Source organism: Allomuricauda ruestringensis DSM 13258, from assembly GCF_000224085.1.
In the GTDB taxonomy this organism is placed as follows: domain Bacteria; phylum Bacteroidota; class Bacteroidia; order Flavobacteriales; family Flavobacteriaceae; genus Flagellimonas; species Flagellimonas ruestringensis.
Map to the genome: position 1 here is coordinate 2,731,982 of NC_015945.1, position 23,737 is coordinate 2,755,718.

19 protein-coding genes are annotated in these 23,737 nt (G+C 43.6%); 10 read left to right on the forward strand and 9 right to left on the reverse strand.

Annotated elements, in window-relative coordinates; translation table 11 throughout:
- Window positions 1-591 precede the first annotated feature (591 nt).
- From MURRU_RS12260 to MURRU_RS12290, 7 genes are all read left to right on the forward strand, one after another.
- A complete protein-coding gene (locus tag MURRU_RS12260; protein WP_014033789.1) occupies window positions 592-933 on the forward strand; it encodes a single-stranded DNA-binding protein in 342 nt (113 codons plus the stop codon).
- Between the two features lie 76 nt (window positions 934-1,009).
- Complete coding sequence (locus tag MURRU_RS12265; protein ID WP_014033790.1) at window positions 1,010-1,459, forward strand: JAB domain-containing protein; 450 nt, start codon at window positions 1,010-1,012, stop codon at window positions 1,457-1,459.
- Between the two features lie 145 nt (window positions 1,460-1,604).
- Entirely contained in the window at window positions 1,605-1,802 is a 198-nt protein-coding gene (locus MURRU_RS12270; RefSeq protein WP_041801981.1) for a hypothetical protein, read from the forward strand.
- Window positions 1,803-2,102: 300 nt separating this feature from the next.
- Window positions 2,103-2,264 carry a hypothetical protein gene (locus tag MURRU_RS17955; protein ID WP_014033793.1) on the forward strand — a complete coding sequence of 54 codons (162 nt, stop codon included), beginning with the start codon at window positions 2,103-2,105 and terminating at the stop codon, window positions 2,262-2,264.
- A 459-nt stretch (window positions 2,265-2,723) separates the two neighbouring features.
- Window positions 2,724-3,308, forward strand: a complete 585-nt coding sequence (locus tag MURRU_RS17640) for a BfmA/BtgA family mobilization protein (RefSeq protein ID WP_014033794.1) — start codon at window positions 2,724-2,726, stop codon at window positions 3,306-3,308.
- Between the two features lie 2 nt (window positions 3,309-3,310).
- Complete coding sequence (gene mobB / locus MURRU_RS12285) at window positions 3,311-4,330, forward strand: MobB family relaxase (protein ID WP_014033795.1); 1,020 nt, start codon at window positions 3,311-3,313, stop codon at window positions 4,328-4,330.
- A 10-nt stretch (window positions 4,331-4,340) separates the two neighbouring features.
- Window positions 4,341-5,948: a type IV secretory system conjugative DNA transfer family protein gene (locus MURRU_RS12290; RefSeq protein WP_014033796.1), complete on the forward strand. Its 1,608-nt coding sequence runs from the start codon at window positions 4,341-4,343 to the stop codon at window positions 5,946-5,948.
- Window positions 5,949-5,999: 51 nt separating this feature from the next.
- Here MURRU_RS12290 and MURRU_RS12295 read toward each other — a convergent pair whose 3' ends face one another.
- The 6 genes from MURRU_RS12295 to MURRU_RS12320 form a co-directional block, all read right to left on the reverse strand.
- Window positions 6,000-7,745: an ATP-binding protein gene (locus tag MURRU_RS12295; protein WP_014033797.1), complete on the reverse strand. Its 1,746-nt coding sequence runs from the start codon at window positions 7,743-7,745 to the stop codon at window positions 6,000-6,002.
- A 6-nt stretch (window positions 7,746-7,751) separates the two neighbouring features.
- Window positions 7,752-8,771: an SIR2 family protein gene (locus tag MURRU_RS12300; RefSeq protein WP_014033798.1), complete on the reverse strand. Its 1,020-nt coding sequence runs from the start codon at window positions 8,769-8,771 to the stop codon at window positions 7,752-7,754.
- Window position 8,772: 1 nt separating this feature from the next.
- On the reverse strand, window positions 8,773-10,380 hold the full coding sequence (locus MURRU_RS12305; protein ID WP_014033799.1) for an Eco57I restriction-modification methylase domain-containing protein: 1,608 nt from the start codon (window positions 10,378-10,380) through the stop codon (window positions 8,773-8,775).
- Window positions 10,367-13,345, reverse strand: coding sequence for an Eco57I restriction-modification methylase domain-containing protein (locus MURRU_RS12310; protein WP_014033800.1), 2,979 nt, complete (start codon window positions 13,343-13,345; stop codon window positions 10,367-10,369). The genes MURRU_RS12305 and MURRU_RS12310 overlap by 14 nt, the downstream gene beginning before the upstream one ends.
- A 2-nt stretch (window positions 13,346-13,347) precedes the next feature.
- A complete protein-coding gene (locus MURRU_RS12315) occupies window positions 13,348-13,680 on the reverse strand; it encodes a helix-turn-helix domain-containing protein (protein WP_014033801.1) in 333 nt (110 codons plus the stop codon).
- A gap of 280 nt (window positions 13,681-13,960) precedes the next feature.
- Entirely contained in the window at window positions 13,961-14,335 is a 375-nt protein-coding gene (locus tag MURRU_RS12320) for a helix-turn-helix transcriptional regulator (RefSeq protein ID WP_014033802.1), read from the reverse strand.
- 718 nt (window positions 14,336-15,053) lie between these two features.
- On the opposite strand from MURRU_RS12320, the gene MURRU_RS12330 reads away from it, so the two are divergent.
- Genes MURRU_RS12330 through MURRU_RS12340 form a run of 3 tightly spaced genes read left to right on the forward strand, consistent with a single transcriptional unit; the run spans window position 15,054 to window position 21,799 of the window.
- A complete protein-coding gene (locus tag MURRU_RS12330) occupies window positions 15,054-18,083 on the forward strand; it encodes a SusC/RagA family TonB-linked outer membrane protein (RefSeq protein ID WP_014033803.1) in 3,030 nt (1,009 codons plus the stop codon).
- A gap of 10 nt (window positions 18,084-18,093) precedes the next feature.
- Entirely contained in the window at window positions 18,094-19,503 is a 1,410-nt protein-coding gene (locus tag MURRU_RS12335) for a RagB/SusD family nutrient uptake outer membrane protein (RefSeq protein WP_014033804.1), read from the forward strand.
- A complete protein-coding gene (locus tag MURRU_RS12340) occupies window positions 19,490-21,799 on the forward strand; it encodes a zinc-dependent metalloprotease (protein ID WP_014033805.1) in 2,310 nt (769 codons plus the stop codon). The genes MURRU_RS12335 and MURRU_RS12340 overlap by 14 nt, the downstream gene beginning before the upstream one ends.
- Before the next feature lie 50 nt (window positions 21,800-21,849).
- Here the strand turns inward: MURRU_RS12340 and MURRU_RS12345 are convergent, their stop codons facing one another.
- The 3 genes from MURRU_RS12345 to MURRU_RS12355 all read right to left on the reverse strand — a co-directional run bounded on the left by MURRU_RS12345 (window position 21,850) and on the right by MURRU_RS12355 (window position 23,728).
- Window positions 21,850-22,104, reverse strand: a complete 255-nt coding sequence (locus tag MURRU_RS12345) for a DUF6520 family protein (RefSeq protein WP_014033806.1) — start codon at window positions 22,102-22,104, stop codon at window positions 21,850-21,852.
- 116 nt (window positions 22,105-22,220) lie between these two features.
- Window positions 22,221-23,270: a hypothetical protein gene (locus MURRU_RS12350; protein ID WP_041801512.1), complete on the reverse strand. Its 1,050-nt coding sequence runs from the start codon at window positions 23,268-23,270 to the stop codon at window positions 22,221-22,223.
- Complete coding sequence (locus MURRU_RS12355) at window positions 23,267-23,728, reverse strand: MauE/DoxX family redox-associated membrane protein (protein ID WP_014033808.1); 462 nt, start codon at window positions 23,726-23,728, stop codon at window positions 23,267-23,269. The genes MURRU_RS12350 and MURRU_RS12355 overlap by 4 nt, the downstream gene beginning before the upstream one ends.
- Between the last annotated feature and the right edge of the window lie 9 nt (window positions 23,729-23,737).

Genomic DNA, 23,737 nt, shown 5'->3' on the forward strand with positions numbered 1-23,737 from the left:
CCCGGTACCTGAAGTATCGGGAGTTTTTTTGTTCGGTCATCAAAGCATTTAAATACTATCAGGAATCGGTCAAACAAGGAAGCCCAACGTCCAGTGCTTTTTCACGTCATCCCCGGCAAACCCTTCTTGGGGCTTTGCTCGTGGATTCCTAAAGCCCTGTCGTTGGTCTGGTGATTTTAAGGGGTTCATAATAAAAGAAGCCTTTGGTTGTTTTTCGGGGCATCGAAAAACAGGGCAGTGCCCAAGGACTTCCAATCAGGACGCCATCCCCTTAGCTCGCTTAACTTTCCGTACGCTCGCACGGGTCTGGGTCGGAAGGAATTCCTAGGGCCCTTATGGAACCCGTCAAGGCCAAGCGGGTTTTGCTCACAAATAGGGTTTCCACTTCCTAGTTTTTAGCCCTTCGGTAAAAACCACGTCGCAGAGCCTCCCGATTTCCTCCCAAAAGCCTTGACTGAACCCCCTTCTTTTATTGTGCTGCGCACCCAAGAAGCAAACAAACACCCCTTAAAATCCGCACACAATTGCATGGAGATACGGGGAAATCAGTAACCCGTCTGCCAAGAGGGCAGGCATTTAAAACCTTTTATTATGAGCAGTTTAAGAAACAAAGTACAGTTGATCGGTAACGTGGGGCAAGACCCAGTGATCACCAACTTGGAAAATGACAAAAAAGTTGCCCGTTTGTCCTTGGCGACCAATGAGCATTACAGGAACAAAAAGGGCGAAAAGGTCACCAATACCGAATGGCACAACGTGACCGCCTGGGGCAAGACCGCCGACATTATCGAAAAGTTTGTAAGCAAGGGCAAGGAACTTGCCATTGAGGGAAAGCTGACCTCCCGTTCCTACGAGGATAAGGAGGGCAACAAACGCTATGTGACCGAAGTGGTGGCCAATGAGATCTTATTGTTGGGCGGTAACGACCAGTAACCAAATGAGGGTGCAACGGGGAAGGTTGCACCCTCTTGGAATATTCAATCACATGCTAACTATAAAGAACAGATTTATGGAACACAAAGTCAATGAAATACAGGTAAGTTACCGTGAAAAACTGAGTACGGTAAATGCCACTTCGATTACCGGTTCACAGGCGGTGGCGCAATTGCTCTTCAAAAACTGGAACAAAAAGACCATTGGGATGCACGAGACCTTTAAGGTACTACTGTTGAACAATGCCAACAAGGTCAAGGGCATCTATCCTTTGTCGCATGGGGGCATAACGGGTACATTGGTGGACGTGCGGATATTGTTCGCCATAGTGGTCAAGACCCTTTCGGTAAACATCATTTTATGCCACAACCACCCTTCGGGCACATTGAAGCCGAGCGAAGCGGACAGGAAGATTACCCAAAAAATCAAGAGGGCAGCGGAACTCTTTGACGTGCGGGTACTTGACCATATCATTATCACACCCAATAATGAATACTACAGCTTTGCCGACAATGGAGACCTTTAAAGTATGCACCATGAATGACAAAGAAACCGAAGCAACGGAATTTGAAAATGACTTGGAAGGAATCCAAGACCCAAAGGACTATCCCGATGGGTTCAATCCCGACCTATATGATTTATAGAAACCACAACAGCCAAAACCCATGGAAATGATACACATCAATTTCAACGACCTTGATGACAGCGCACAACAACGGTTGATCGCATTGTCCAAAAGGGACGTAGAGGCAAAATTTGGGAAACAGTTGCGCAGCTATGCCAAGACCCAATTCAGCAACTACGACAAGCTATTGGAACAGGAAGCCATCCGCAACCTTTACAATTATAGGTACAGTTTCAAGATTTGAAGTGTACCGATCGGCCAAGACCCCAAGCCCATGGGGTCTTTTTTTTCGCAGTTTGGTTTTCGTGCGTATCGAACCCACAAAAACCAATACGGGATGTGCCACTTTATAAAGGACAGTCCAGCCCCGAACAACACCTATCCCTTATTTGACCGCAAGAAAGCCCTTCAAAAATATTCCCATCAAAAGCGTTCGGCATAAAGCCGTTCGCATGCTCACTTTTTATTCCGCTTCCTTTTGAGCTGAAATTTTTGGGAAGGGCGGGGATGCCATCAAATAATCGATAATTTAAAATCAATTCTTATGAAAACAACAGTAAAAAAGTCGTTGGAAATCCCGGCACGGAAACACCAAAAGGAAACCATCGAGAAAGAAGCACCTGCTGAAAAATCCTTCTTGCTGGTAATCAATCTTTGGATTTTCAGGTTTGAGTACCGCAGGGAGCAATTGCCCACAGATGCATAGATCACCAATTGACAATAAAGGCTCTTGAAAAAGAGCCTTGTTTTATTGTCGTGCCGTCCCCAATCTGACGTCCAATTTTTTCCAAAACGCCCGTTCCATACAATTTGGTGCAAAACCGAACCAATTGGCAGCAATCCACGTTTTTTGTTTCACCCAAAACCCGATATATTTATGGTGTACGGCATTCGATTTAGGTTTGACTTTCCCAAAGTCCGTACAATCAATTGCACTGAGAACATGCAACCAGCTTTTTTAAAGACGGTTGTGCGATACGATTTTGTCCCTGCGGGACAAATCGGAGAAGCAAGAGGGTAGCACGCTAACGCGTCCTACCGATCATGATTGCTCCGCAAGGCCCCTGTTTATGGGGTTTCGGGTGTTATTGAAAAAACAGGGTGTTCGATTTTTGGTGAAAAAACACGCTCAGCCCAGTAAAACCAGCAAATTTTTGGTGAAAAAATGGATAAAGGATATGAAAAAGAACGATTTGCAGCCATGAAGGTCAAAATTTCCGTGGCCATAAAATTCAGGAGCTTTTCCAAGCGTCAAGGGAAATCACATTCCATGACCCTCTTGGCCATGGTCGAGTTTTTTGAGCACAACGGGATCTCCCCGGACGAACGGATGCACGAGACCATCGCCAGTCTCAAATATTTGATCAAACGCCGCTTCAATGCCATGGTCGCCATCATGCGCAGCATCGAAAAGGAACAGACCCTGCCCACCGTTAGCATGATCCAAGCGCTCTTTGAACAGGAACTGGAATCCAATGATGAGGAATGGGACAGCGATTTTGACTTTATCGAACAGCAATTGACCGAGGCCAAGCCACCCAAGGAGACTGAAGCTTTTGATGGAGAGGTCACCGTGCCCAAGATTCGTTATGACCGACTGGAGGAACAAATGGAGGAGCTCAAGGAGGATTTTAAATACGTGTTGGACCATGTATCGGTGTTCCATAACCGCTTTGGGAAGGACCATCTCAAATTGGATTTGAACCCCGAGGCCATCGAAAAATACCGTACAAAACTTAAAAAGCAATAATTATGTACATCGCCATCACACGCCAACAACTGGGAGACAATTTTCGGGGGAGTGCCCGGGATTTTGTCAAGTACCTGGAAAAGGAGAACGAAGGGAAGGCACCGGAACTACAGGAAGGGTATTTCAATCAGGAAGAGAACAACATCGATGCGGAGCGGGTCATTGCCGAGATCGATGCCAATACGGCCAAGCTCAAAAAGCGGGAGCCCAAGTTCTATTCCCTGGTGGTCAGTCCGTCCCAAAGGGAACTCCAGCATATTGGAAACGATCCCGAAAAGCTACGGCAATACACCAGGGAGGTCATGCAGGCCTATGCGGCCTCCTTTTACAGGGACCGCGAGGTGACCGTCAAGGACATCCTCTATTTTGCCAAACTGGAGCGGGAACGCACCTATTCCGAAAAGGATCGCGAGGTCAAGGAAAACCAGGCCCATGCCAGCAAGATATTGGAACTGCAACACCGGGTCAGGGCCATCCAAGTAGGGCGGGAGCAAGGGGATATTCCCAAGCTCCAGGAAAAAATAAATGCACTAGAAGGAGAGGCCCCACACCAACTCAACGGAAAGCGTATCGTTCCGGGGATGGCCAAGGAAGGCCACCAGAGCCATATCCATATTATCGTGAGCCGCATGGACAGGACCAATAACCATAGCCTCTCCCCGGGGTCCAAGTTCCGAACTTCCGAGACCACGCTCCATGGGCAAACCGTCAAACAGGGATTTGATAGGGACAAATTCTTTAGGGCAGCGGAAAAGACTTTTGACCAACAATTCAATTACCGAAGGAACTTTGTGGAGACCTACCATGCCCGTAACCTGTTGGATAAGGATCCCAAACGGTTCTTTTCCGCATTATTGGGATTGCCAACGAATGAACGGCAAGCGGCCAAGCAGTTGCTCTTCAAGGCGGGCATCAAGGTACCGACCATACCGGTCAACAAGGCCCAATTGGCCTATAAGGCGATGATGCAGCTCAAAAAAGGGATCGGAAAGGCCTTGGAATCGGGGTCGATTGGAATTTAAAAAATATGCTATGGAAAATTTAGGATGGATGGAATGGATAATCGGTTTGATTGTTGGGGGAGCGGTCTCATTTGTGGCCAATCGGTATCTCAAATACGGTTTTCTGTATTATCTCAGCATCCTGCTTATGGTGGCAATTGCCATTGGAGGGATATTCGGCTGGGACCTACTTTTGAAACAGTCGATGGGCCTATGGCTCCCTTTGTTTTTTATGCATACCGTGATCTATGGCCTGGTGGACTACCATAAGGATACGGGCAAACCATCAAAGGTGTTCGAGGTCAAGTTGAAGGTAAGAGGAAGGCCCTTGGTGCTGGGCAACATCCGTCGTGGCGTGTCCGTGATGGCCTCAGCAGGGAGCGGGAAGACCGAAAGTGTCATCTATGGCTTCTTGGAGCATTTTAAAAAAGAAGGCTTCTCGGGGGTCATCCACGATTACAAGGATTTTGAGATCACGGAAATGGCCTGTCCTCTTTGGAAAGATCAAAAGGTGCCCCTAAAGATTGTGTCCTTTGGGCCGATATACCATCGCGTGAATCCCATCGCACCCCGTTACCTTCCCGATGAGGAAAGTGTCCATGAGGTGTCCCGGGTATTGTTGGAAAACCTGATGGAACATCGGGACTCCGATGAGAACAGTACCTCCCGTTTTTTTAAGGATGCTGCTGAGGGCTTGATCAGCGGAATGATATGGCGGCTCAAGACCGAATACCCCGACTTCTGTACGCTGCCCCATGTAATGGCCCTCTACCAGCAGTTGGGTACCAAGAGCTTAATCAAGTTTCTGAAGGGGAACCTTACCTCACGCGCCATGGCCGATGCCTTTATCAGTGGGGTAGGGTCGGAGCGACAGACCGCTGGGGTGATGAGTACCTTGGCCAATGCCATCAAAAAGATCAGTACCCGCAAGATTTTTATGGTATTGTCCGCCGATGAGATTCCATTGGATATCAATAATGAAAAGCATCCTTCGGTCATTGCCCTGGTGAACAATCCACAAAAGGATGCTTCCCTATCTCCTGTGATCGCCACCATTATGCATACCATCTCCAAACAGATGTCAAGACGAAACCGCAAACCTTCCTTTATGTTGTTGGAAGAGGCTTCGACCTTACGGCTATTGAACATGCACCGTATCCCGGCTACCCTTCGGAGCTACGATATTGTGAGCGTATATGTGCTACAGGACAAGGTTCAGAACGATATGATGTACGGGGAGAAGGCCAGCAAGGCCATTTTGTCCAATCTGTCCTATCAGTTCTTTGGGAAAGTGAACGACCCGGATACGGCCCGCTATTATGAGCGGTTCTTTGAACTGGTCAAGATGCCCACCCGGAGTGTGAGCAAGAGTTCGGGTCTGAATCTGGAGCGACGCATTACAGAAGGGGAGAAAGAAGTGTCCAAACGTAGGGCCGAGGTGTTCTTCCGGTTGAAGCAGGGGGAGTTTGTGGTGTTTGCAGATGGGAAGGACCGGAAGGTACAGTTCCGAAGGCCCGAAATTCCCAAAGGGTTGCCCAAGCCCTTTGAAATCAAGGAAGGGGATTTGGAGCGGCACTATTTGAAGGTGCACCGGGAGGTAAGGTCAATTTATAGCCAATCTAGCATTGTCAATGATTAAATGGAATAGAAAGCTCCTCTTAGATTTTTGATTATGAGTTGGTCTATTCACTCATAGTTTTGATTGTTTGCGTAGTCCTTCAACCGCGCGGTGGATATCTTGTTTAGCCTCTTTATTACTCCATTCCTTCCAAAATTTGATTGTCGCACTATCAGGTTTAATGGTTGGTTCTGAGATGAGTACTCTTGTTGGGAGCAAGGAAGCATCTCCAACAATTAGCGCTTCACCAATATCTAAAATTGGCAATACTTCCGTTAGTCCAGATAAATTATCAGGTAAAAGTCTTTTTACAACAGCTTGGTCTTCTGCATTTGATAGACGCAATGATATGAAATTGTTGCACTGACTTAAAACAGTTCTATTTACTTCGGCAGGTCTTTGACTTATTACAGCTAAGCTAACACCATATTTTCTACCTTCTTTGGCAATTCTTTCAAAGCTTTTTAAAGAAAGTTCAGAAGCACTATCCTGATTAGTTCTTTCAGGAATGTAGAGATGTGCTTCATCACAAAACAGACAAATTGGATGTTGCATTTCTTTGGTTGTCCATTGTTGTACTGAAAAAATAATTCTTGCAACTAATCCTATTACTAAAGGCAAGACATCTGACGGGACTTCGGAAAAATCAATTACTTTCACTCCTGATTTATTTCCGTTGATTTCTGTTCCTTCCATCAATGAACTACAAAATTTATTCATCCAATCTATATGTAATTCATCATCTGAAACTTGAAATAGGAACCCCAAACGCTTGTCTTGACTTTTAGCTTCTAATCTTTGAACAAATCTTGTGAGTTTTCCGAAAAAAGGCCCTTGTTTTTCACTTCTTGCACCAGCAACCATTTCTTCGTCAAGCCTTTTAAGTTCATTAAGGACATTTTCAATTCTATATGGAACTGGACTATCAATTGTGATGCTGTCCTTAAAACTAGTGTCCTTTATATCATCAAGGTATTTTTGTTTCTCGGTAAATACGGTTTTTGAAAAAAGCATTGCTTGATTAGGGGCATTGCTGTCGCTTCTATCAAGCAGCATAGCGAGCATTTCTTCGTATGTTAAAAGCCAATATGGAATCATAAGAACACCTTTCTCAAGGTTTCGGGTTTTTCCTAAATCGGAAGGATTAGCAACTTTTAAATGTTGAATGCCATCAGCCTTAAAGTGCTCGCCACTGTATTCTCCGTGTATGTCAAATAGGATTCCATTTGCCATAGGAAGTTTTGCTATTTGTTCGATTGTTCGAGCAACACACCAAGATTTTCCCGAACCTGTGCTCCCAACAATTACCGCATGACGTTGAAATAGTTTATCTCCATCCAAATAGGCATCAGCATTTTCATCAATGGAATATTTTCCAATTGATAAAGGGATTTCATAGTTTTCTTTAGATGAAATAGTTTGCATGAACTTGGTAATATTTTCTCCATCTATTGGAAAACATTTTGCTTCTATTTCGGGAACTGTATCAAGTGTTCTTTTGAATACGTTTTCTTTTTCTCCATGCTTATTCAATAGCGTACCTATTAAGTTCACTTTTAGAATATTTTCAGTGAAAAGGAAATTATTTAATCCTAAATCATCACCTGTTGGCTGCTCATTATCTGAAGCCTTTCTTGTTATTCGGTTGATTATTCCTATTAGGTGCTGTCCAGCCTTTGAACTTTGAATCGCTACTAAGTGATTTACTTGGAGTTTTCTCAGTTTTTCAAGTTCATCAACTTTAATAATTAGTGTTGCCGTGTCAACACTGAAAACCGTTCCGATAGAAGAATTATCTTTAAAAGTGAATATTGCCATAGTTCGTCATTCGATTAGTTTGAGATATTCAGCTAAGTTCCAATAGCCCACATTTTCCATTATATGTTCTCCCTGACTTGATGAATAAATTTTTGTGTTTGAACCTTCATTTTCCTCCATCAAGATGTAATTTTTACATCCACCACCTATTATTGCTTCTTTTGTTTTTGGAGTTAATTCCTTTGTAATTACAATTATGGGTTTTGTCTTAATTTGCTGGATAAGTTTTGGTTGGACATGGACATCATTAAAACCGTAACCAATGCACATGTAGCCATTTGCATTTTGAATTTCATTATCTGCTTGTGCGAATATAGTTCTGTAAGGTTCATTGTGTGTTTCTGCATATTTACTGAGACCAGGAGTTACAATTAAAGGCTTGTAATTTTGTGGAATCTCTTGGCGTAAAGGCAAGTGAACATTTTCTTTTTCAATTGTTTCAAACCAATCTAAAGAACCATGAACTTTCCAAATATTTGCTTGTCCGCTATATCCCTTGATGGTCGCTAAAGCATTAGTTTGGATGTTATCAGAAAAATGTCCGATATAGTTTTGGGCATAGCCTGTACATATAAATGCTTCTGCTGTGCTTGCACTATATTCAGCAATACGATCATAATTAGTAGTAACTACGGAAATTTTTCTGTTAGTTGTTGAAAGCAAATATTTCATGAGTTCAACTAATGGAAATTCTTCTCCTTTTATTACAAATTGTTCGTATGCCTTTAAGTCATCTTCCGAAATTAAATTCCAAGTTGCTTTAATGATTGCATTTAAAACGTTAGTGTTGAGTTGTATTCCCAATAAGGTTTTTTCTAAATCTCTGTTTTCGTCCAGACTTTTTTTAAATGTTTCAAGCTGGGAGTTGTCAATGTCATTATCAAACGATAACGAATTTTTTAGATGCTCTCCAAGCTTCCACATTGAAGGCAGGCCAAAAGGAATAGACGCACCACTTCCTAAAATGATAAGAGGAACTTTATTTGTCCAATCTTGTAGCTGTTTTAATAGTGCCTCAAAGTCCATCTTATTTCCCTCTGTTCAATCTACGTTTTGATAATTTCCTCCAAATGCTGTCTGCTAATTCAATTTCTGAATCGGTAAAACCAAAGTTCTCTTTTAGAATCTTTTGATTCGTGATTTTCAGGATTTCGGAAATGTCTTTTTTAGCCCGAATCATTTTGTCGATTTCAGGTAATAAGTCAGCGTTATTTGAATTGTAAGGAAGTAGTATTTCTTCCACTTCATTTGGCATTAGTTCCAACACGCCACCGCCATGACTTCTACCGCATATTTCTGAAAATGCCAAAGACAAAGAATTGTAATAACTTGCTGTTAACGCTTTTATCTCTGCATTCGGTTTCACCATTACACGGTGCATAGTGTCTGTTGTATATGCTTCCGCTTCATTGATAATGAGTTTGGGATAAAGATTATTTCTGCGAATGAAAAGTGCATCCGAAATTCTCAAAGAAGGCACAATTTGCCATTCGTCACGGATTCTACATTTGTAGCCTTCGTTTATCTTTTGTTCTTCGCCCCAAGCTATATAATCTCTTGCCCCCAAAGAACCGTTTAAATCATTCTTTTTAGGGAAAGTCAGCAAATGTGTTCGAGCTTCCATTGCACGATTTTTTTGCCAATCCTTTTGCGTAAAAATGGCACTCGGCACTTGCACGCTTCTACCGACTAAAGGCTTAGCGTACTTTTCTAAATCGTAAAATTGAACCGTTGAAAGCGGAACGGTAAAAAATGGATTTGAACCTGTTGTAATGCCCACTTCAACTTTTGCATATTTACCAAGTTTCTGGATTTGTTGGTTTTCTTGAAGTCGTTCTAAAAAGTCGATTTCCTTTTGGTCAAGAAAATAGAATGTCCATTTATTTGATTTGAAATCAATTCTCTTTTTAGGGCTTTTCAAACGTGAAACGTCCAGATTTTGAAGCTCTTCGGCATCACGTAGTTCCAAATGCTCAATTAAGTGCGTTTTAGAATTGTTCTTTTCACAAAGCAATAAAACCACTTCTTGTTGAATGTCAGGAAAAACCAATTTTTCGAAAGAAACGATATTGATTTTGTTGTAAAACTTAGCGAGAAATTCACGTAAAGTTTGAGCGTAAGAAACTTGTAAAATCTCAGCAGGAAGCACAAAACCAATTTTTCCCTGTTCCTTTAGAAGAAGGGACGAACCAACCACAAATGAAACCCAGGCATTGGTCAGTTTTGAATATTTCAAATTGGCTTTATCGAAAATTTCAGCAGCAAACTTTTGTTGTTGCTTATCGAAATACTGGTAACGGATATAAGGAGGATTTCCAATAATAAGATCAAAACGCTTTTTGGTGTTGATGCAGAAATCGTGAAAATCGGAATGAATCACTTTCGAATCAGCCAATCCAATATTTCTTGATTTTTCGGCTTCAACTTCATCAAATTCAATGGCTGTTACCGAATTGTATTTATAACCGCCTTTTTGAATCTCTTCCAAGAATACACCATCACCGCAACTTGGCTCCAGTATTTCCAGTTCTTTATTGCCATTGAAAGCCCATTTTAAAATAAAGGCTGCAATGGGATTAGGAGTGTAAAATCCACCCCTTAACTTTTCTTCGGATGCGTTTTTAATGAGCTGCATACAATTCAGAAATTAAAGGGATTAGATTATCAACTTCTCCCAGATTATACAATGCTTTTAATATGTCGTTTAATTCGGTTTTCTTGTTACCGAACTGACGTTTAAGCGGAATTAGCTCCCTTTGGTTTCCTGCATTTTGGTCTATTTGACCCTGCAACTGAATTAATGCTTCTTGAAGTGAAGCGATTTTATCGTGTAACTCTTTTTCCGTTTCATTTTCAAAATCAATTACTCGAATAGGGAGTTTCTTCAAAACCTTTGTTCCACGAGCAATGTAGCCACCTCTGAAAACTTCTCCGTTAAGTGCTGAGAACCATTCCAAATATTTTGAGTTCAGCAAAGCTTGAATGTAATAGATGGAATAGGAGAAATCTTCGGGCAGAGTTATCATACAATATCCTGCTGTTCCACCTGATGAAATCAAAGTTCCATAATAATCAATGGCGTACTTGTTTCCTTGGGATAAAACACCAACTATGATTTTTGCAGGTACATCACATTTGTCCAGACTTTGGTGTCGTCCATATCTGTACCATTCATTTTCTGTTTCAGGTGTCGGCTTAATATCCCTTTTTGGATTATTTAGAGCTTCTTTATAGTGGTTCAAGTAAGCAAAAGCATTCGGATAATCCGATTCCAATTGTTCAATTTCTACAAACTGAATGCCTTCATCTGTTTTCAGATAAGGATAGATAACAAAAGCATTGGGCGAAAAAGGGCGATAAGTGTTTAGGTTATCCGAACCACTGGACGTTTTGAAATAAGGTCGGGTTAATTCCTTCTCTATTTTCCAATCAGTACCGTCCTTTTGAAAATAGTAAAATTGTTCGTCCTCATTTGTTGCTGTATGGATGTAAATATTGTTGGCACTGGTTTGTATGCCGTTATAAATGTTTTCTGAACCAATTAATAATTCTAATGTTTGAGATTGGCTTTCAATGGATTCAAAAATTGGTTTTAAGTTTCCCGGAACCAATGTCCAACCATCATCATCCAATTTTTCAAATTCTACAGAATCGTAATTGTGAGAAGCAATATTTCTTGTTTTCCAATCCTTTAAAGATTGAACTTCCAAATAATTCAGGTGTTCCTGCTCTGTTTTTTTTAGGATTAATAAGCAAGTGTAAGTTGTTTTATCTTGAAAGATTTGATTTGCTCCAAAGGAGATAATTTGCTCAACTTCTTTTTTGGAAGCTAAGAACTCTCGTAATTTTTTCCCTGCTCCAACTTTTGTGAACTTGCTTGGAACAATGTATCCAAAAAGTCCATTCGGTTTGAGCAAATTCAATCCTCTTTCAATAAACAGGAAATATTTGTCGAACTGCTTGTAAGCAGATTGGTAATGTGTTTTGTACAATGGCAATTCCAAAGGCGTGAATTGCTTCATGTGTTCGGTTGCCATATAAGGCGGATTGCCAACAATTACGTCAAATTTGGTCGCACCAAAATCATAAGGATTAATATCCCGTTGGTTTTCGGCTGATGTTTTTTCGGAATCTAAAAGGCTGTTTCCAAAGTGGATGTTCGCATCCATATTTGGAAGGGCGGGAGTTGGAATGGTGTTGTTGTCTTCGTTTTCCAATAATTTCAACAGTAAGCCGAATTTGCAAGCTTCAACCGCATTGTAATCTTTGTCAACTCCGAAAATGCAATTGGTTAAAAGTTGTCGTTTGGTTTCAAATTTGAGTTTGTATGTGCTGATTGCTGTTTGTATCAGTTCAGCAGGATTGTTTTTCAAATAATAATCGACCAATGTATCATGCAACAATTGGTACGTTTCAAGCAAAAAAGCCCCCGAACCACAAGCAATATCAGCAAATGATGATTGCAGTATTTCAGTGTCGGTTTTTCCTTCACAGTGTTTTGCAATGGTTTCTCTGAGAATGTCCTGAATGATAAATGTTGGTGTGGTTACAATGTCCCTGTCAATGTGTTCGGGTTTCTTTTCAAGTGTTATTCCTTCGTTAGTGATTTTGAGTTGTTCTCCAAGGAAGATTTCATAGATGTTCCCGAGAATATCCGAAGCGAAAACCACAAACGAGTATGTGCTTTCAGGAAAATAAAGTTGTTTAATGATTATCCAAAAGGCCGAACTATTATTGGTTATAATTTCTTCGGTTAACGCATGATTGAAAAGTCCTGCATTGTATTTTCTATCGGCTTCTCTGAATTTTTGAATAAGTGCGTTGAAATCTTCATTGTCAGCGAAATTCAGAAGCGTTTTATAAACTTCAATGTTCCTGTCTTCGCATACCCGAAGAAAAATGATACTGTTGATGTAGCTTTGAACAATGTCGTTTAATTGAGCTTCATCCAACTGGTTTTGGTGGGAGTGGATTTCTTTTCCGAGAATTAAACGCCATTCATTAATTTGTTTCAGAAATAAATCATCAACACTGGAAAGTTTGAGTTGGCTTTCAATTTCTTTCCAGATTTCGTCAAATTCACCTGTGTAAACAACCTCGTGGCTAAGCTGTTTTTGAATTTCTTCAAATGCTTTTTCGTATTCCGTGTAGTGGTAAAGTTTTATTCGTGCTTTCGTTGCAGAATCGTCTTTGTCCACTTTTTGAGAGCAGTCATAAATGGCCAAGTGTTCAAAGTTGGAAAGAACGGATATTTTGAGTTTGGCCGTAAAACCATATCTGCGAACCTGTTTCGCAGGTTCGGTATCAGAATCTATTTTTACGTGAGGCTTCTTGGCTTCTAAGAAAAATTTTCGTTCAGAAAAAAGTCTGAAAGTATAGTCAGGTTTTTTCGTGTTACTATTCGCATCTTCTCGAAGAGCTTCTTCAACCAAGACTTCTCTTTCATTGGTCGGTTTTCCGTGATTGTTTTTGATGTCCCAACCCAACATTTCAAATAATGGGTCTAAGAAATCGGTACGCAACTGCGTTTCGTTGTAGTCTGCTTTCAAATAAGCAGTTCTGTTTGCATGATATTTTTGAACAAGGTCTTTAATCGTCATGGTTATAAGTCAAGCGAACCTTGTTGAAGATTCTTGTTTTTTAAGTATTTGATTTTTTCTTCGGCAACTTTTAGAATTTGGTCTGGATTTTCTTCTTGCATCAAGTCGTAAGCAACTTTGTCACTCATCAGGATAAGCCCTAAGTCTTCTTCACTTTCGTTGAATAAATCCGCTAAAAGCGGTAGCATTTCCTTGTTGGCAGAACGTTCTCCACGTTCAATTTTACTGAGTGTGGATGGGTCAATGTCCAATGCCGCTGCAACTTTTCTAAGTGGAAGTTTTTGGTTTTCCCTTAATGCTCTTATATGTTCCCCAAACGATTCTTTTGTTGTCATTTCTTTTTCTGTTCTTGAAAATTATTTCAGGACAATGGTTGTCCAAATCTAAGTAATTTAATTGATTTTTAATCTATTTAGGTTTGAAATCAAGCTTACGAAATAACAATGCCTGGGGTATGAATTTAACCCAATCATCTCTAAATTATGTTTGCTACGAAAATGTAATAGCAGTATGGGCGCAGTCCCATCAACCAACCAATAAGGTTGAGGGGGGGTAGCGGGACTAAAAGGTAGAAATTTTATAGAATTGAGTCTGGGAAATGATTTCGACCCGATTTTATTTTTGTTCTTTACTCAATAACTTAAATAAATCTTGAATTCTTCTTTTTAGAGAATTATAGAAATTAGTCTTGTCTTGAGTAAGCTTGTCTTCAAATCGCATAGCTTCCTCGACGATAGATAATAGGGAATCCACACCTTTTATTTTTAAAATGTCACACAGGTTGACGTCCAATTGTTTGCAGAGCATGTAAATTTTTTCCCAACTGGTTTTTCCCTCAGCTCTTTCAATTCTGCCTATCAATGTTGGATTTGAATCTATTTGGTGTCCTAATTCAAGCTGGGAAAGCCCTTTTCTTAACCTAGCTAACCTTAAGATACAGCCAACTTGAATGTTGATTAATTCAATTTCTGTGCTGCTGTACTTTCTCATTTAGTAAAATTTGAGAAAAACGAGACATTTATTCGATACAAATTTGTATCGAATAAGGTAATTTGGTATATTGCCCAAGAAATACATAATTTGCGATTCTTCGTTTAGAACATATTTGAAGCTTTCGCTTAGAGTCTTGGTTTGAAAACTGGTAATTTTTATGCAACAAGACAATAAGCAGATGGCTCACGACCCGGGCGTGGGCTCTCTTATTGTTGCAAGGTATACCAGTGCCCCAAACCGATAAGTTGAGTTCCACGCCCAACTTTTTCTTAGCGTTTGGTTTCTTTGGTCCTTTCGGGGCATCGCCCAACCATTTGGGTTATGGGAAACTTATGGCAATTTTTTTGTTTGGGGTTCACAGCGTGTTGTTGTCCTGTTTTTGGGGCAGCGCATTCGGTGTTCGATATCCTGTTTAAAAAGAAGCCAAAGAACCCCATCTAATCCTTGGGCCACGATTGTGGGATACACGTTACACTTTTTTCCGGCACACGATATCCTTTAGTCCCACAATCAATACACACACTTTTTGGGCAACCGGCCCGATCACGAAACCATGGCCTTTATTGGTTTAGGAATCCTATTTCTGGGTATGCATTTACCCGGGCAGGATGGCCTTTGTCCGAACCTTGATGTCCTTGTTGGAAGTTACGGCTTTTCCGTGACTTATGGGGCAGTGTATAGAATAACTAACACTTTAATTAAAAGAACTCAATTTATGCAACTCATAACAATACGCATGCGCAGGGGAATCCTGCCTGTGCTCCTATATGCCTTTCTAATGCCTCTTTTTTCATTTAGTCTGCAAGCGGGCACTTTCTTGGAACCACCACAGGCCACCGTTTCCGGCACCGTGACCGATACGTCTGGGAATCCCCTGGCCGGGGTGAACCTTGTGGTGGAATCCAAGAATATCGGGACCATGTCCGCTCTGGATGGTTCCTTTACCATTAATGCAGGCCCTGATGATGTGCTCATCTTTTCCATGGTCGGTTTCAAGACGCTTACCGTGCCCATTGCGGGTAGGGAAGAGGTCTTTGTTTCCATGGAAGAGGATGTAACGGTATTGGGCGAGGTCGTGCTCAATGCGGGCTATTATACCGTATCCGAGAAGGAACGCACGGGAAGTATCGAGAAGGTGTCCAGTGTAGAGATTGAAAAACAGCCCATTTCCAATCCCTTGGCTGCTTTGCAGGGACGAATGCCCGGGGTGGAAGTCGTACAGACCTCTGGTATTGCAGGGTCCGGTTTTTCCATTCAGATACGGGGAAGGAACAGTGTACGGGATCTGGGCAATGAGCCCTTGTACATTGTTGACGGTGTCCCGTACGATTCCTCTTCCCTAGGGGAGGAAGCAGCCTCCGGAATTCTGCTGGGACGGGGATTTAGTCCCTTGAACACACTCAACCCCATGGATATAGAAAGTATCGAAGTCCTAAAGGATGCGGATGCGACCGCTATTTATGGGTCTCGGGGCGCCAATGGGGTGGTATTGATCACCACTAAGAAAACAGGATTTAGCGGAACCCGGGTGAGCATCGGTCTGGAAAGTGGACTTGGGCGGGCCTCCCGGACCATGGACGTATTGAATGCCTCCGAATATCGGTTGATGCGGACGGAAGCCTATGCCAATGATGGTATCGATCCCTTGCCCTTTAATGCCTACGATATCAATGGGACATGGGACCCGGACAGACGAACAGATTGGCAGCGAGAACTGTTCGGGAACACCTCCTATGTCAATAATCTGCAAGCGTCGATCACTGGAGGGGAAGGGCGTACCCGTTTTATGCTCAGTGGTAATTATCATGGTCAGACCAGTGTCTTTAAGGGAGATTACCGAAACGAAAAGATTTCAGGGCTCGGTAAAGTAAGCTTCACCTCCAAGGACGATAGGCTTTCTTTACAATGGTCCAATAATTTTACGTGGAACAATAATGACCTGCCCGCGAATGATATTACCTTTTTGGCCATTAGCCTTGCACCCAATGCACCTGAGCTATATAATTCGGATGGCAGCTTGAACTGGGAAAACTCCACTTGGAACAATCCCCTTTCCCGGCAACAGGGAAAATTTCGCTACAATGCGACGACCATGGTCAGCAATGCATCATTGGATTATACATTGTGGGATGGGTTCAAGGCAAGGGTCAATCTGGGATATACCGAGAGCCATTTGAAGGAAATCCGCACCAACCCATCCACCATCTTTGATCCGGCCTTTGGTATTGGCAGTGAGTCTTCTTCCGCGATCCACAATACCGGGAAGAGGACCTCATGGATCGTGGAGCCCCAATTGGAATATGGGCTGTCATTGGGAAATACAAGCGTTACGGTCTTGACCGGACTTTCCTTTCAAGATCGTAGAACGGCACGTTTGTCACAGTTGGCCCTTGGTTTCTCCAACAACAGGTTTATTGAGAACATATCGGCGGCCAGTACCACCATCGGATTGGCCGATGTAAACCAACAGTATAGGTACCAGGCTGTTTTCGGTCGGGTCAATGTGAACCACAATGGAAAGTATGTGCTCAACCTCACCGGAAGAAGGGACGGTTCCAGTCGATTCGGCCCTGAGAAGCGATTTTCAAATTTTGGGGCCATTGGTGCCGCATGGATTTTTTCAGAGGAGCCTTTACTCAAGGAGCATGTTCCGTGGCTCAGTTTTGGAAAGCTTCGGGCCAGTTTGGGAACCTCCGGAAACGATCAAATAGGGGACTACCAATACTTGGACACCTATTCTTTTGGAATAGACCAATACCAGAACAGCGTTGGGATCTTCCCCACTAGGCTTTTCAATCCCAATTTTAGTTGGGAATCCAATGAAAAACGGGAAGTGGCCCTTGAATTGGGGATGTTGGGAGATCGGATCCGTCTGAATGCGGCCCACTATCGCAATACGTCCTCCAACCAATTGGTCGGCATCCCCCTTCCGGCAACCACGGGTTTCTCCAGTGTCAATGACAACTTGAATGCCACGGTTTTGAACGAGGGCTGGGAATTTGGCCTGAACGCCATGATTGCCCGTAGTGAAAGGTTTAGCTGGGAAACATCCCTTAACCTGACCATCCCCAAGACCCGATTGGAGTCTTTTCCCAATTTGGAAGGATCGACCTTTGCCAATCGTTTGAAAGTAGGGGAACCACTAAACATCGCCAAGGTATACCAAGTCAATGGCGTTGACCCGGAAACGGGATTGTATGTGTTCGAAGACTTTAACAATGACGGGGCCATCACCAGTGTGGATGATCGGGAAGCCATTGCACGTTTGGACCCCAAATACTTTGGCGGTTTCACCAGTCAATGGACCTATGGCAAATTGACCGTCGATGCCCTGTTCCAGTTTTCCAAACAACTGGGACGGAATTTTTGGTCCACGGGAGGTGTGGCCCCGGGAGGATTGGCCAATCAGCCCAAGGAGGTGCTGGATCGATGGACGCCATCCGAACCGGATGCCGATATACAACGATTTACGGCGGGCCAGTCCCCAGAGGCCAGACAGAGCTATCGGAACTATGTTTCCAGTGATGCAGGTATTTCAGACGCCTCCTTTCTTAGGTTAAAGACCGTGTCGCTGTCCTATAACCTGGTGGCCAAGAAGGATAATGGTCTGGGATGTATGCTTTTTCTCAGGGGGCAGAACCTTTGGACATGGACCAACTATCTGGGATTGGACCCAGAGACACAGAACAGTGCAACAGTGCCCCCGCTGCGCATGGTCACCTTAGGAACACGTTTCACTTTTTAATCACACAACTATGACATCTACAAATAAAACAATACGAGGTATTATACATACAATCCATCGGTCTTCACTTTTCGTGCTGATGATGGGGCTCTTTTTAGGGTCTTGCGAGGAATTCGTGGACATAGCTCCCCCGACCAATGAACTCACGGGAAGCGTTGTCTTCGAAAAAGCGGCCACCGTGGATGCTGCTTTTGCACATATCCACTCCCAACTAAGGGAGGATGTGTTCACTACAGGGACCGTATCGGGACTATCCTATCTAATGGGACATTACACGGATGAACTGACCCTGTACAGCAACGTATTGCCCGAAGTACAGGAATTTGCCAATGGCCGTCTAACGCCTTCCAATGGGAGTGTTGAACGGCTTTGGGACGGGGCCTATGAACTGATCTATGCAACGAACAGTATTTTGGAGGGAGTCCAAAACTCCACGGAACTGGCACAGGAGGATGTCCATCGGTTTCTGGGCGAAGCCTATTTTTTGAGGGCGTTCCTACATTTCCATCTCATGGAACTGTTCGGCCCCGTACCCTTTATCGATTCGACCAATTTTGACATCAACAGTAAAGTAGGCCGTATGGATTTGGAGCCACTTTCCATCTTAATCTTGGAGGATTTGAGATTGGCAAAGGAATTATTGGCCCAAGTGGAAGCAGCGGACAATTACAGACCGAATTATTGGACGGTCACTGCGTTTTTGGCCCGCTTTTACCTGTATCGGGAAGAATGGTCGAATGCCCTTACGGAGGTCCTGGAGGTGGGTAAGGACGGTCCGTTCGGGCTGGAAAAGGATTTGCTAGAGGTTTTTAAAAAGGACAGCCCTGAAACCCTTTGGCAGTTGGATTCGGGCCTGCCGGGCAACAATACCAAAGAGGGGTCGACATTTGTCTTTTCGGAAGGTCCACCTCCGAACTCGGCCCTTAACAACGACTTTATCAACCGGTTCGAAGCTGGGGATGGCCGTTTGCAGGCCTGGGTGGGCCAAGTCGTAGGTGACAGTGAAACCTGGTACTATACCAATAAATACAAGTTGAACGCCCCAAGCCCCAGTACGGAGGAATGCTCCATTTTATTCCGGTTGTCCGAGCTGTATTTGATTGGCGCGGAGGCCTATGCACGTTTGGGCCAGGATACTGAGGCCCTGATTTATCTGAACCGGGTCCGACAACGGGCATTGCTTGACCCGATTTCGGGACTGTCCGGAACAGCACTTTTGGATGTGATTTATAAAGAAAGGGCAGTGGAACTGTTTTCGGAGCAGGGACATCGGTTTTTCGATCTGAAACGGACCGCTAGGGCCGATGCCATTTTAGGTGCCATCAAACCGGAATGGAAGCCTTTTGCCATCAACTTGCCCATTCCCCAATCCGACCTTTTGTTGAACCCAAACCTGGCCCCTCAAAATGAAGGTTATTAAGATTATGTTTTGGATTAGCTCCATTGCCTCGGGAAGGAAACGCACTGTCCATAGGGCTCTTGCCCTAAGTGCGCTACTTCTTTGGGTGGCCTGCCCTCTTTGGGGGCAGGCCAATAATGGTATAGGGGCCTATCTGGAGGACAATCGGCTTTTGTTGGTACTGGATAGGGCCATAATGGAAGAACCAATGCTGTTTGTAAGGCATCATAAAGGGCAATTGACGGTACGATGGTCACAAGTCGGCGAACAGGTGGTACTGACCCAACACCGGGTGCGTTCTGCCCTTGGCGAATGGATTCCCATTGATGCCGACTACAAGATCGAAGAACGGGTGCTGGGAAAGTTCAAGGTCATCAAGGAAAAAAGCAATGAGGTTACCTTGACCATTGATGCTACCGAACTCGTACTGGCGAACGATATCAAGTGGTTTGCCTACGATTCCCCTGAGCGCATTGACCTTCGAAAGTCATACATTTATAAGGTGGAGAAATTGGATGGGGAGACCATCATCCGAACGAAACGGACAAAGAATTCCGGCACTTCGTTCAGGACCATTGATGTGGATTTCAGTTTTTATCAGTTGCCCGATCGGCCCATGCGACCAAGGTTGTTCGATCACCGGATGGGATACTATTTGGAGGATGTATGGGATGCACAAAGAACGGATAATTATAAGGCGGCCATCATGCGTTGGCGCATGGAGAAAAAGGACCCAAGGTCGGCGTTGAGTGAACCTGTGGCCCCGATCACCTTTTATTTTCACCCTGATGTTCCCGATGTCTGGAAACCCTATATCCGGGCGGGAATATTGGCATGGTCGGCCCCTTTTGAAGCAGCTGGGTTCAAGAATGCCATTGAGGTACGGGACTTGCCGGAAGGAGTGCCAAGTGGTCACAGCGTGACCTATTCCATGATCCGATGGGAGAATTTTTCAGGGGTTCGTGGATCGGAAAAGGAAAGCGGGTCAACGGCGAAAATGATCGTGGACCAACGAAGGGGAGAAATCCTTAAGGCGGATATTCTGATCAGTTCCTCCGTGCGCAGTCTCGTTGAGGAATATGTGGTGCGCTGTGCGCCCATGGATGCAAGGGCACAACGATATCCCGTGCCCAAATCCTTGGTAGGGGAGCTTTTTCAATATGTGACATCCCATGAAACCGGCCATGCCTTGGGGCTTATGGATGGCAATTACGGGGAATATGCCTACCCCATGGAGAAAATACGGGATGTGCAATGGCTCCGGAAAATGGGGCATACGCCAAGCATTATGAACTATGCAAGGCATAACTATATTGCACAGCCCGAGGATAGCATTCCTGCATCATTATTGCTACAAAAGGTAGGGCCAATGGACCTTTTCCAAATTAAATGGGGCTATAGCAACTTCCCTAGGGCTACCTCCCCACTTGAAGAGCGACCTATTTTAGATAGCATTATCCTTGCCTATGATAGTATTCCATGGTATCGGTTCAATGCCGATTGGTATGGTAGGATAGGACCGGGGAACACCCATGAGGCAGTGGATAATCGTGACCCCATATCAAGTACGGAACTAGGGCTTAGGAATATGGAAAAAGTGATGGGGCTATTGCCAAAGTTGAACCGTGATCAACCGGATGATGCCCTTTTGAAACGGCTTTATAAGAAAACCTTGGAGCTCTGGTTCCATGAAATGCGTCATGTACTTTCCCTAGTGGGCGGTTATACGATCCATTATAGATCAGGTACTCAGTCCGATGCCGTATATACGCCCATTTCCATGGAGGAACAGCGCAAAGCCCTTAGGTTTTTGCTCCAAAATGCCTTTGAGGTACCCCAATGGTTGGAACATCCCAGTTTTCAATATCGGCTTGATGAAATAAGCGGTTCCGATATGTTATTGGTCTATCAATTACAATTATTGTCGGAACTGTTGGGCGTATCCCGAATGGGGAGGTTGGAGCACATGGAGGGGAATCACCACTATGAAGCAGTACTATGGGAAATGATCGGTATGTTACAGGAAGGCTTGTTCCAAGAATTGGAAGATCCCAGGGCTGACATTTCGCCAAGACGTCAAGCATTGCAGAGGGCCTATATTGAAACCATGTCGTCCCATGTGCGCTCTGAATCACCTTCAAGTAGGCTTTCCACGGAACAATTGCAACGTTTTCCGAGCCAATATGTCAAAAGTGAATGTCGTTTTGGTTTAAGGCAACTTCAAAAAAAAATGGAAATGGTAGTAGCAGAGTTGGAAGATGGACAGCAAAAGGAGCATTTACGGGCATGCTTGAACATGATCAATACCTGTTTATGATGATCAAAGCAAATAAAAGGGAGCTTTTTTTGGCTCCCTTTTTCAAAGGCCTATTGCCTTTTCAATTGAACGGTACAACTGGTACCTGCCCTATAAACGTCCTCCAAACCGAATTGGCAGACGTTCTGCCCTGTAATGGAGCAATCGTCAACCGAAATGGGTTGGCAGGGTTCGTTGGGGTCTGGATAGTATTCCCCAAGTATCATGTTCTCATCAAGGACTGCATTGTCCTTCATGGTAAAGGCACTTGCGGCCACTGCGAATACAATGGCGAATGCCGGAATCAAAAATTTGAATTTTCTCATCGTGTTACATTTAAATGATGATCTACTCTGTTATCGGGTTTTCGATCTTCTCCCGCTATCGGCCGATAGGTTTTGGAGGGTCCTCCAATTTTATGTAGTAAGTCAGTTGACCCATATTAGTGTCGTAATTCATAAACGGATAATCGGTTCCCTACAAGTGCATAGAGCAAATTGTCAACAACTTTGATTTCCCGTATCTTTTCCCGTTCTGTTTTGTGTATGTATGTGCTGAACTCATAGGTGCCTTTTTTCCAGTCGTATACATCCAGTATACTGGCTTGGTTCAGTATATCCATGTTCTCATACTTGCCCAATCGGTTGGAAATGATATAGGCACGGGAACCCTCCAGGGATGAACTGTTGTTGATGATCACAGGAGGGGCCAGCATTTCCGATATTTGTCCTTCCTTCAATGAAGTCACTTCGATTTGTGCGGTGGTGACGGTATCCAGCGTGTTTTGTCGCTTTATGATATTGAGATGGGAATCAAGTACAATGAATTCGTTTCGGTAATAATAAGAATAGAGAAGCAAGCTATGGTCGGGGGTACTTGTCATGGCACCATCCACATCAAAAACCCCGTCGATCTGTTTTTCCAAAATTTCTGGTTTAAGGTTGGCCAGTGCATTTGTGTCGAAATGAAATGAACCAAGGGTGATGGCCTGGGAATTGGTATCAAATGTCCTACATACCAGATCGGTCTTACCAACGGGTATGGCTTTATCGAAAAAGACGGGACTCATTATCGAGTCCTGTATGCTCCAATCCCCTAGATCTCCCCTCAAGACAATGGGAACAGTTCCATCAAATAAGAAAAAATAGGGTTGTAGTACGCTGATTTGAACATTCCGAAATTGTAATCCACTATTGTTTACATATAATCTGATATGTGATGTGTCCAGCGATTTTAAGTCGATTTGGAGTACATGAAACGGGGCTGTTCCATTGCCCAAATACATATTGTTATTGTCGTAACCGGCTATATAATATGAATTAAATCCTAGATCAAGGTCAAATTTTTTGGTAATGGCATGTGGAGGGATTCTTCGGGTAAAAGCATTGTTGCGGTGCACTTGACGCTCCGAGGAGAGGAAAAGAACAATGACCAACCCCATGCCCAGACTTGAGGTCCCTAAAATTTTCATTGCTGTTTTTCCTTTTTTCATGATACACTTGTTTTGAGGGTTGGATGTGCTTCCAATAGTATAATTCCGATGATGGCCAGGGCAACAAAAAATAGGTTGAACACAATATGTTCCGTCCAGCCCAAGTCCTCCAGCACGCCTCCACAGGAACAAGGGATATAGTCACTGAAATTCAACACCAATAGGATATAGGTGGTGAACATCACCATCAGGACAAGACTGCCATAGAAGGCCACCAATCTTGTTCCATTGAACAATAACAGTAAGGCCAAGAGGTATTCCACACCGGGAACCATCCAGGCCACCCCATCCACATAGGCCGTCAGAACCGGGGACTGCCCCAATTGCACTTTGAACTGCCCGAAATCCCAAAGTTTGCTGGTCGCCGCATAGATGAACAGCACGACAAACAGGAGGCTGATGGTCTCGACAATGCGATGACTATGTTTTTGACCCCATTTCATTTTATTTGTAACCATTTGATTTAC

What these genes read in the sequence shown, in the direction of transcription:
- mobB (WP_014033795.1), top strand. Translation starts at nt 3,311, where the DNA reads ATGTACATCGCCATCACACGCCAACAACTGGGAGACAATTTTCGGGGG.
- MURRU_RS12320 (WP_014033802.1), bottom strand. Translation starts at nt 14,335, where the DNA reads ATGAGAAAGTACAGCAGCACAGAAATTGAATTAATCAACATTCAAGTT.
- MURRU_RS12345 (WP_014033806.1), bottom strand. Translation starts at nt 22,104, where the DNA reads ATGAGAAAATTCAAATTTTTGATTCCGGCATTCGCCATTGTATTCGCA.
- MURRU_RS17955 (WP_014033793.1), top strand. Translation starts at nt 2,103, where the DNA reads ATGAAAACAACAGTAAAAAAGTCGTTGGAAATCCCGGCACGGAAACAC.
- MURRU_RS12340 (WP_014033805.1), top strand. Translation starts at nt 19,490, where the DNA reads ATGAAGGTTATTAAGATTATGTTTTGGATTAGCTCCATTGCCTCGGGA.
- MURRU_RS12305 (WP_014033799.1), bottom strand. Translation starts at nt 10,380, where the DNA reads ATGCAGCTCATTAAAAACGCATCCGAAGAAAAGTTAAGGGGTGGATTT.
- MURRU_RS12310 (WP_014033800.1), bottom strand. Translation starts at nt 13,345, where the DNA reads ATGACGATTAAAGACCTTGTTCAAAAATATCATGCAAACAGAACTGCT.
- MURRU_RS12265 (WP_014033790.1), top strand. Translation starts at nt 1,010, where the DNA reads ATGGAACACAAAGTCAATGAAATACAGGTAAGTTACCGTGAAAAACTG.
- MURRU_RS12295 (WP_014033797.1), bottom strand. Translation starts at nt 7,745, where the DNA reads ATGGCAATATTCACTTTTAAAGATAATTCTTCTATCGGAACGGTTTTC.
- MURRU_RS12270 (WP_041801981.1), top strand. Translation starts at nt 1,605, where the DNA reads ATGATACACATCAATTTCAACGACCTTGATGACAGCGCACAACAACGG.
- MURRU_RS12335 (WP_014033804.1), top strand. Translation starts at nt 18,094, where the DNA reads ATGACATCTACAAATAAAACAATACGAGGTATTATACATACAATCCAT.
- MURRU_RS12355 (WP_014033808.1), bottom strand. Translation starts at nt 23,728, where the DNA reads ATGGTTACAAATAAAATGAAATGGGGTCAAAAACATAGTCATCGCATT.
- MURRU_RS12300 (WP_014033798.1), bottom strand. Translation starts at nt 8,771, where the DNA reads ATGGACTTTGAGGCACTATTAAAACAGCTACAAGATTGGACAAATAAA.
- MURRU_RS12350 (WP_041801512.1), bottom strand. Translation starts at nt 23,270, where the DNA reads ATGAAAAAAGGAAAAACAGCAATGAAAATTTTAGGGACCTCAAGTCTG.
- MURRU_RS12315 (WP_014033801.1), bottom strand. Translation starts at nt 13,680, where the DNA reads ATGACAACAAAAGAATCGTTTGGGGAACATATAAGAGCATTAAGGGAA.
- MURRU_RS12330 (WP_014033803.1), top strand. Translation starts at nt 15,054, where the DNA reads ATGCAACTCATAACAATACGCATGCGCAGGGGAATCCTGCCTGTGCTC.
- MURRU_RS12260 (WP_014033789.1), top strand. Translation starts at nt 592, where the DNA reads ATGAGCAGTTTAAGAAACAAAGTACAGTTGATCGGTAACGTGGGGCAA.
- MURRU_RS17640 (WP_014033794.1), top strand. Translation starts at nt 2,724, where the DNA reads ATGGATAAAGGATATGAAAAAGAACGATTTGCAGCCATGAAGGTCAAA.
- MURRU_RS12290 (WP_014033796.1), top strand. Translation starts at nt 4,341, where the DNA reads ATGGAAAATTTAGGATGGATGGAATGGATAATCGGTTTGATTGTTGGG.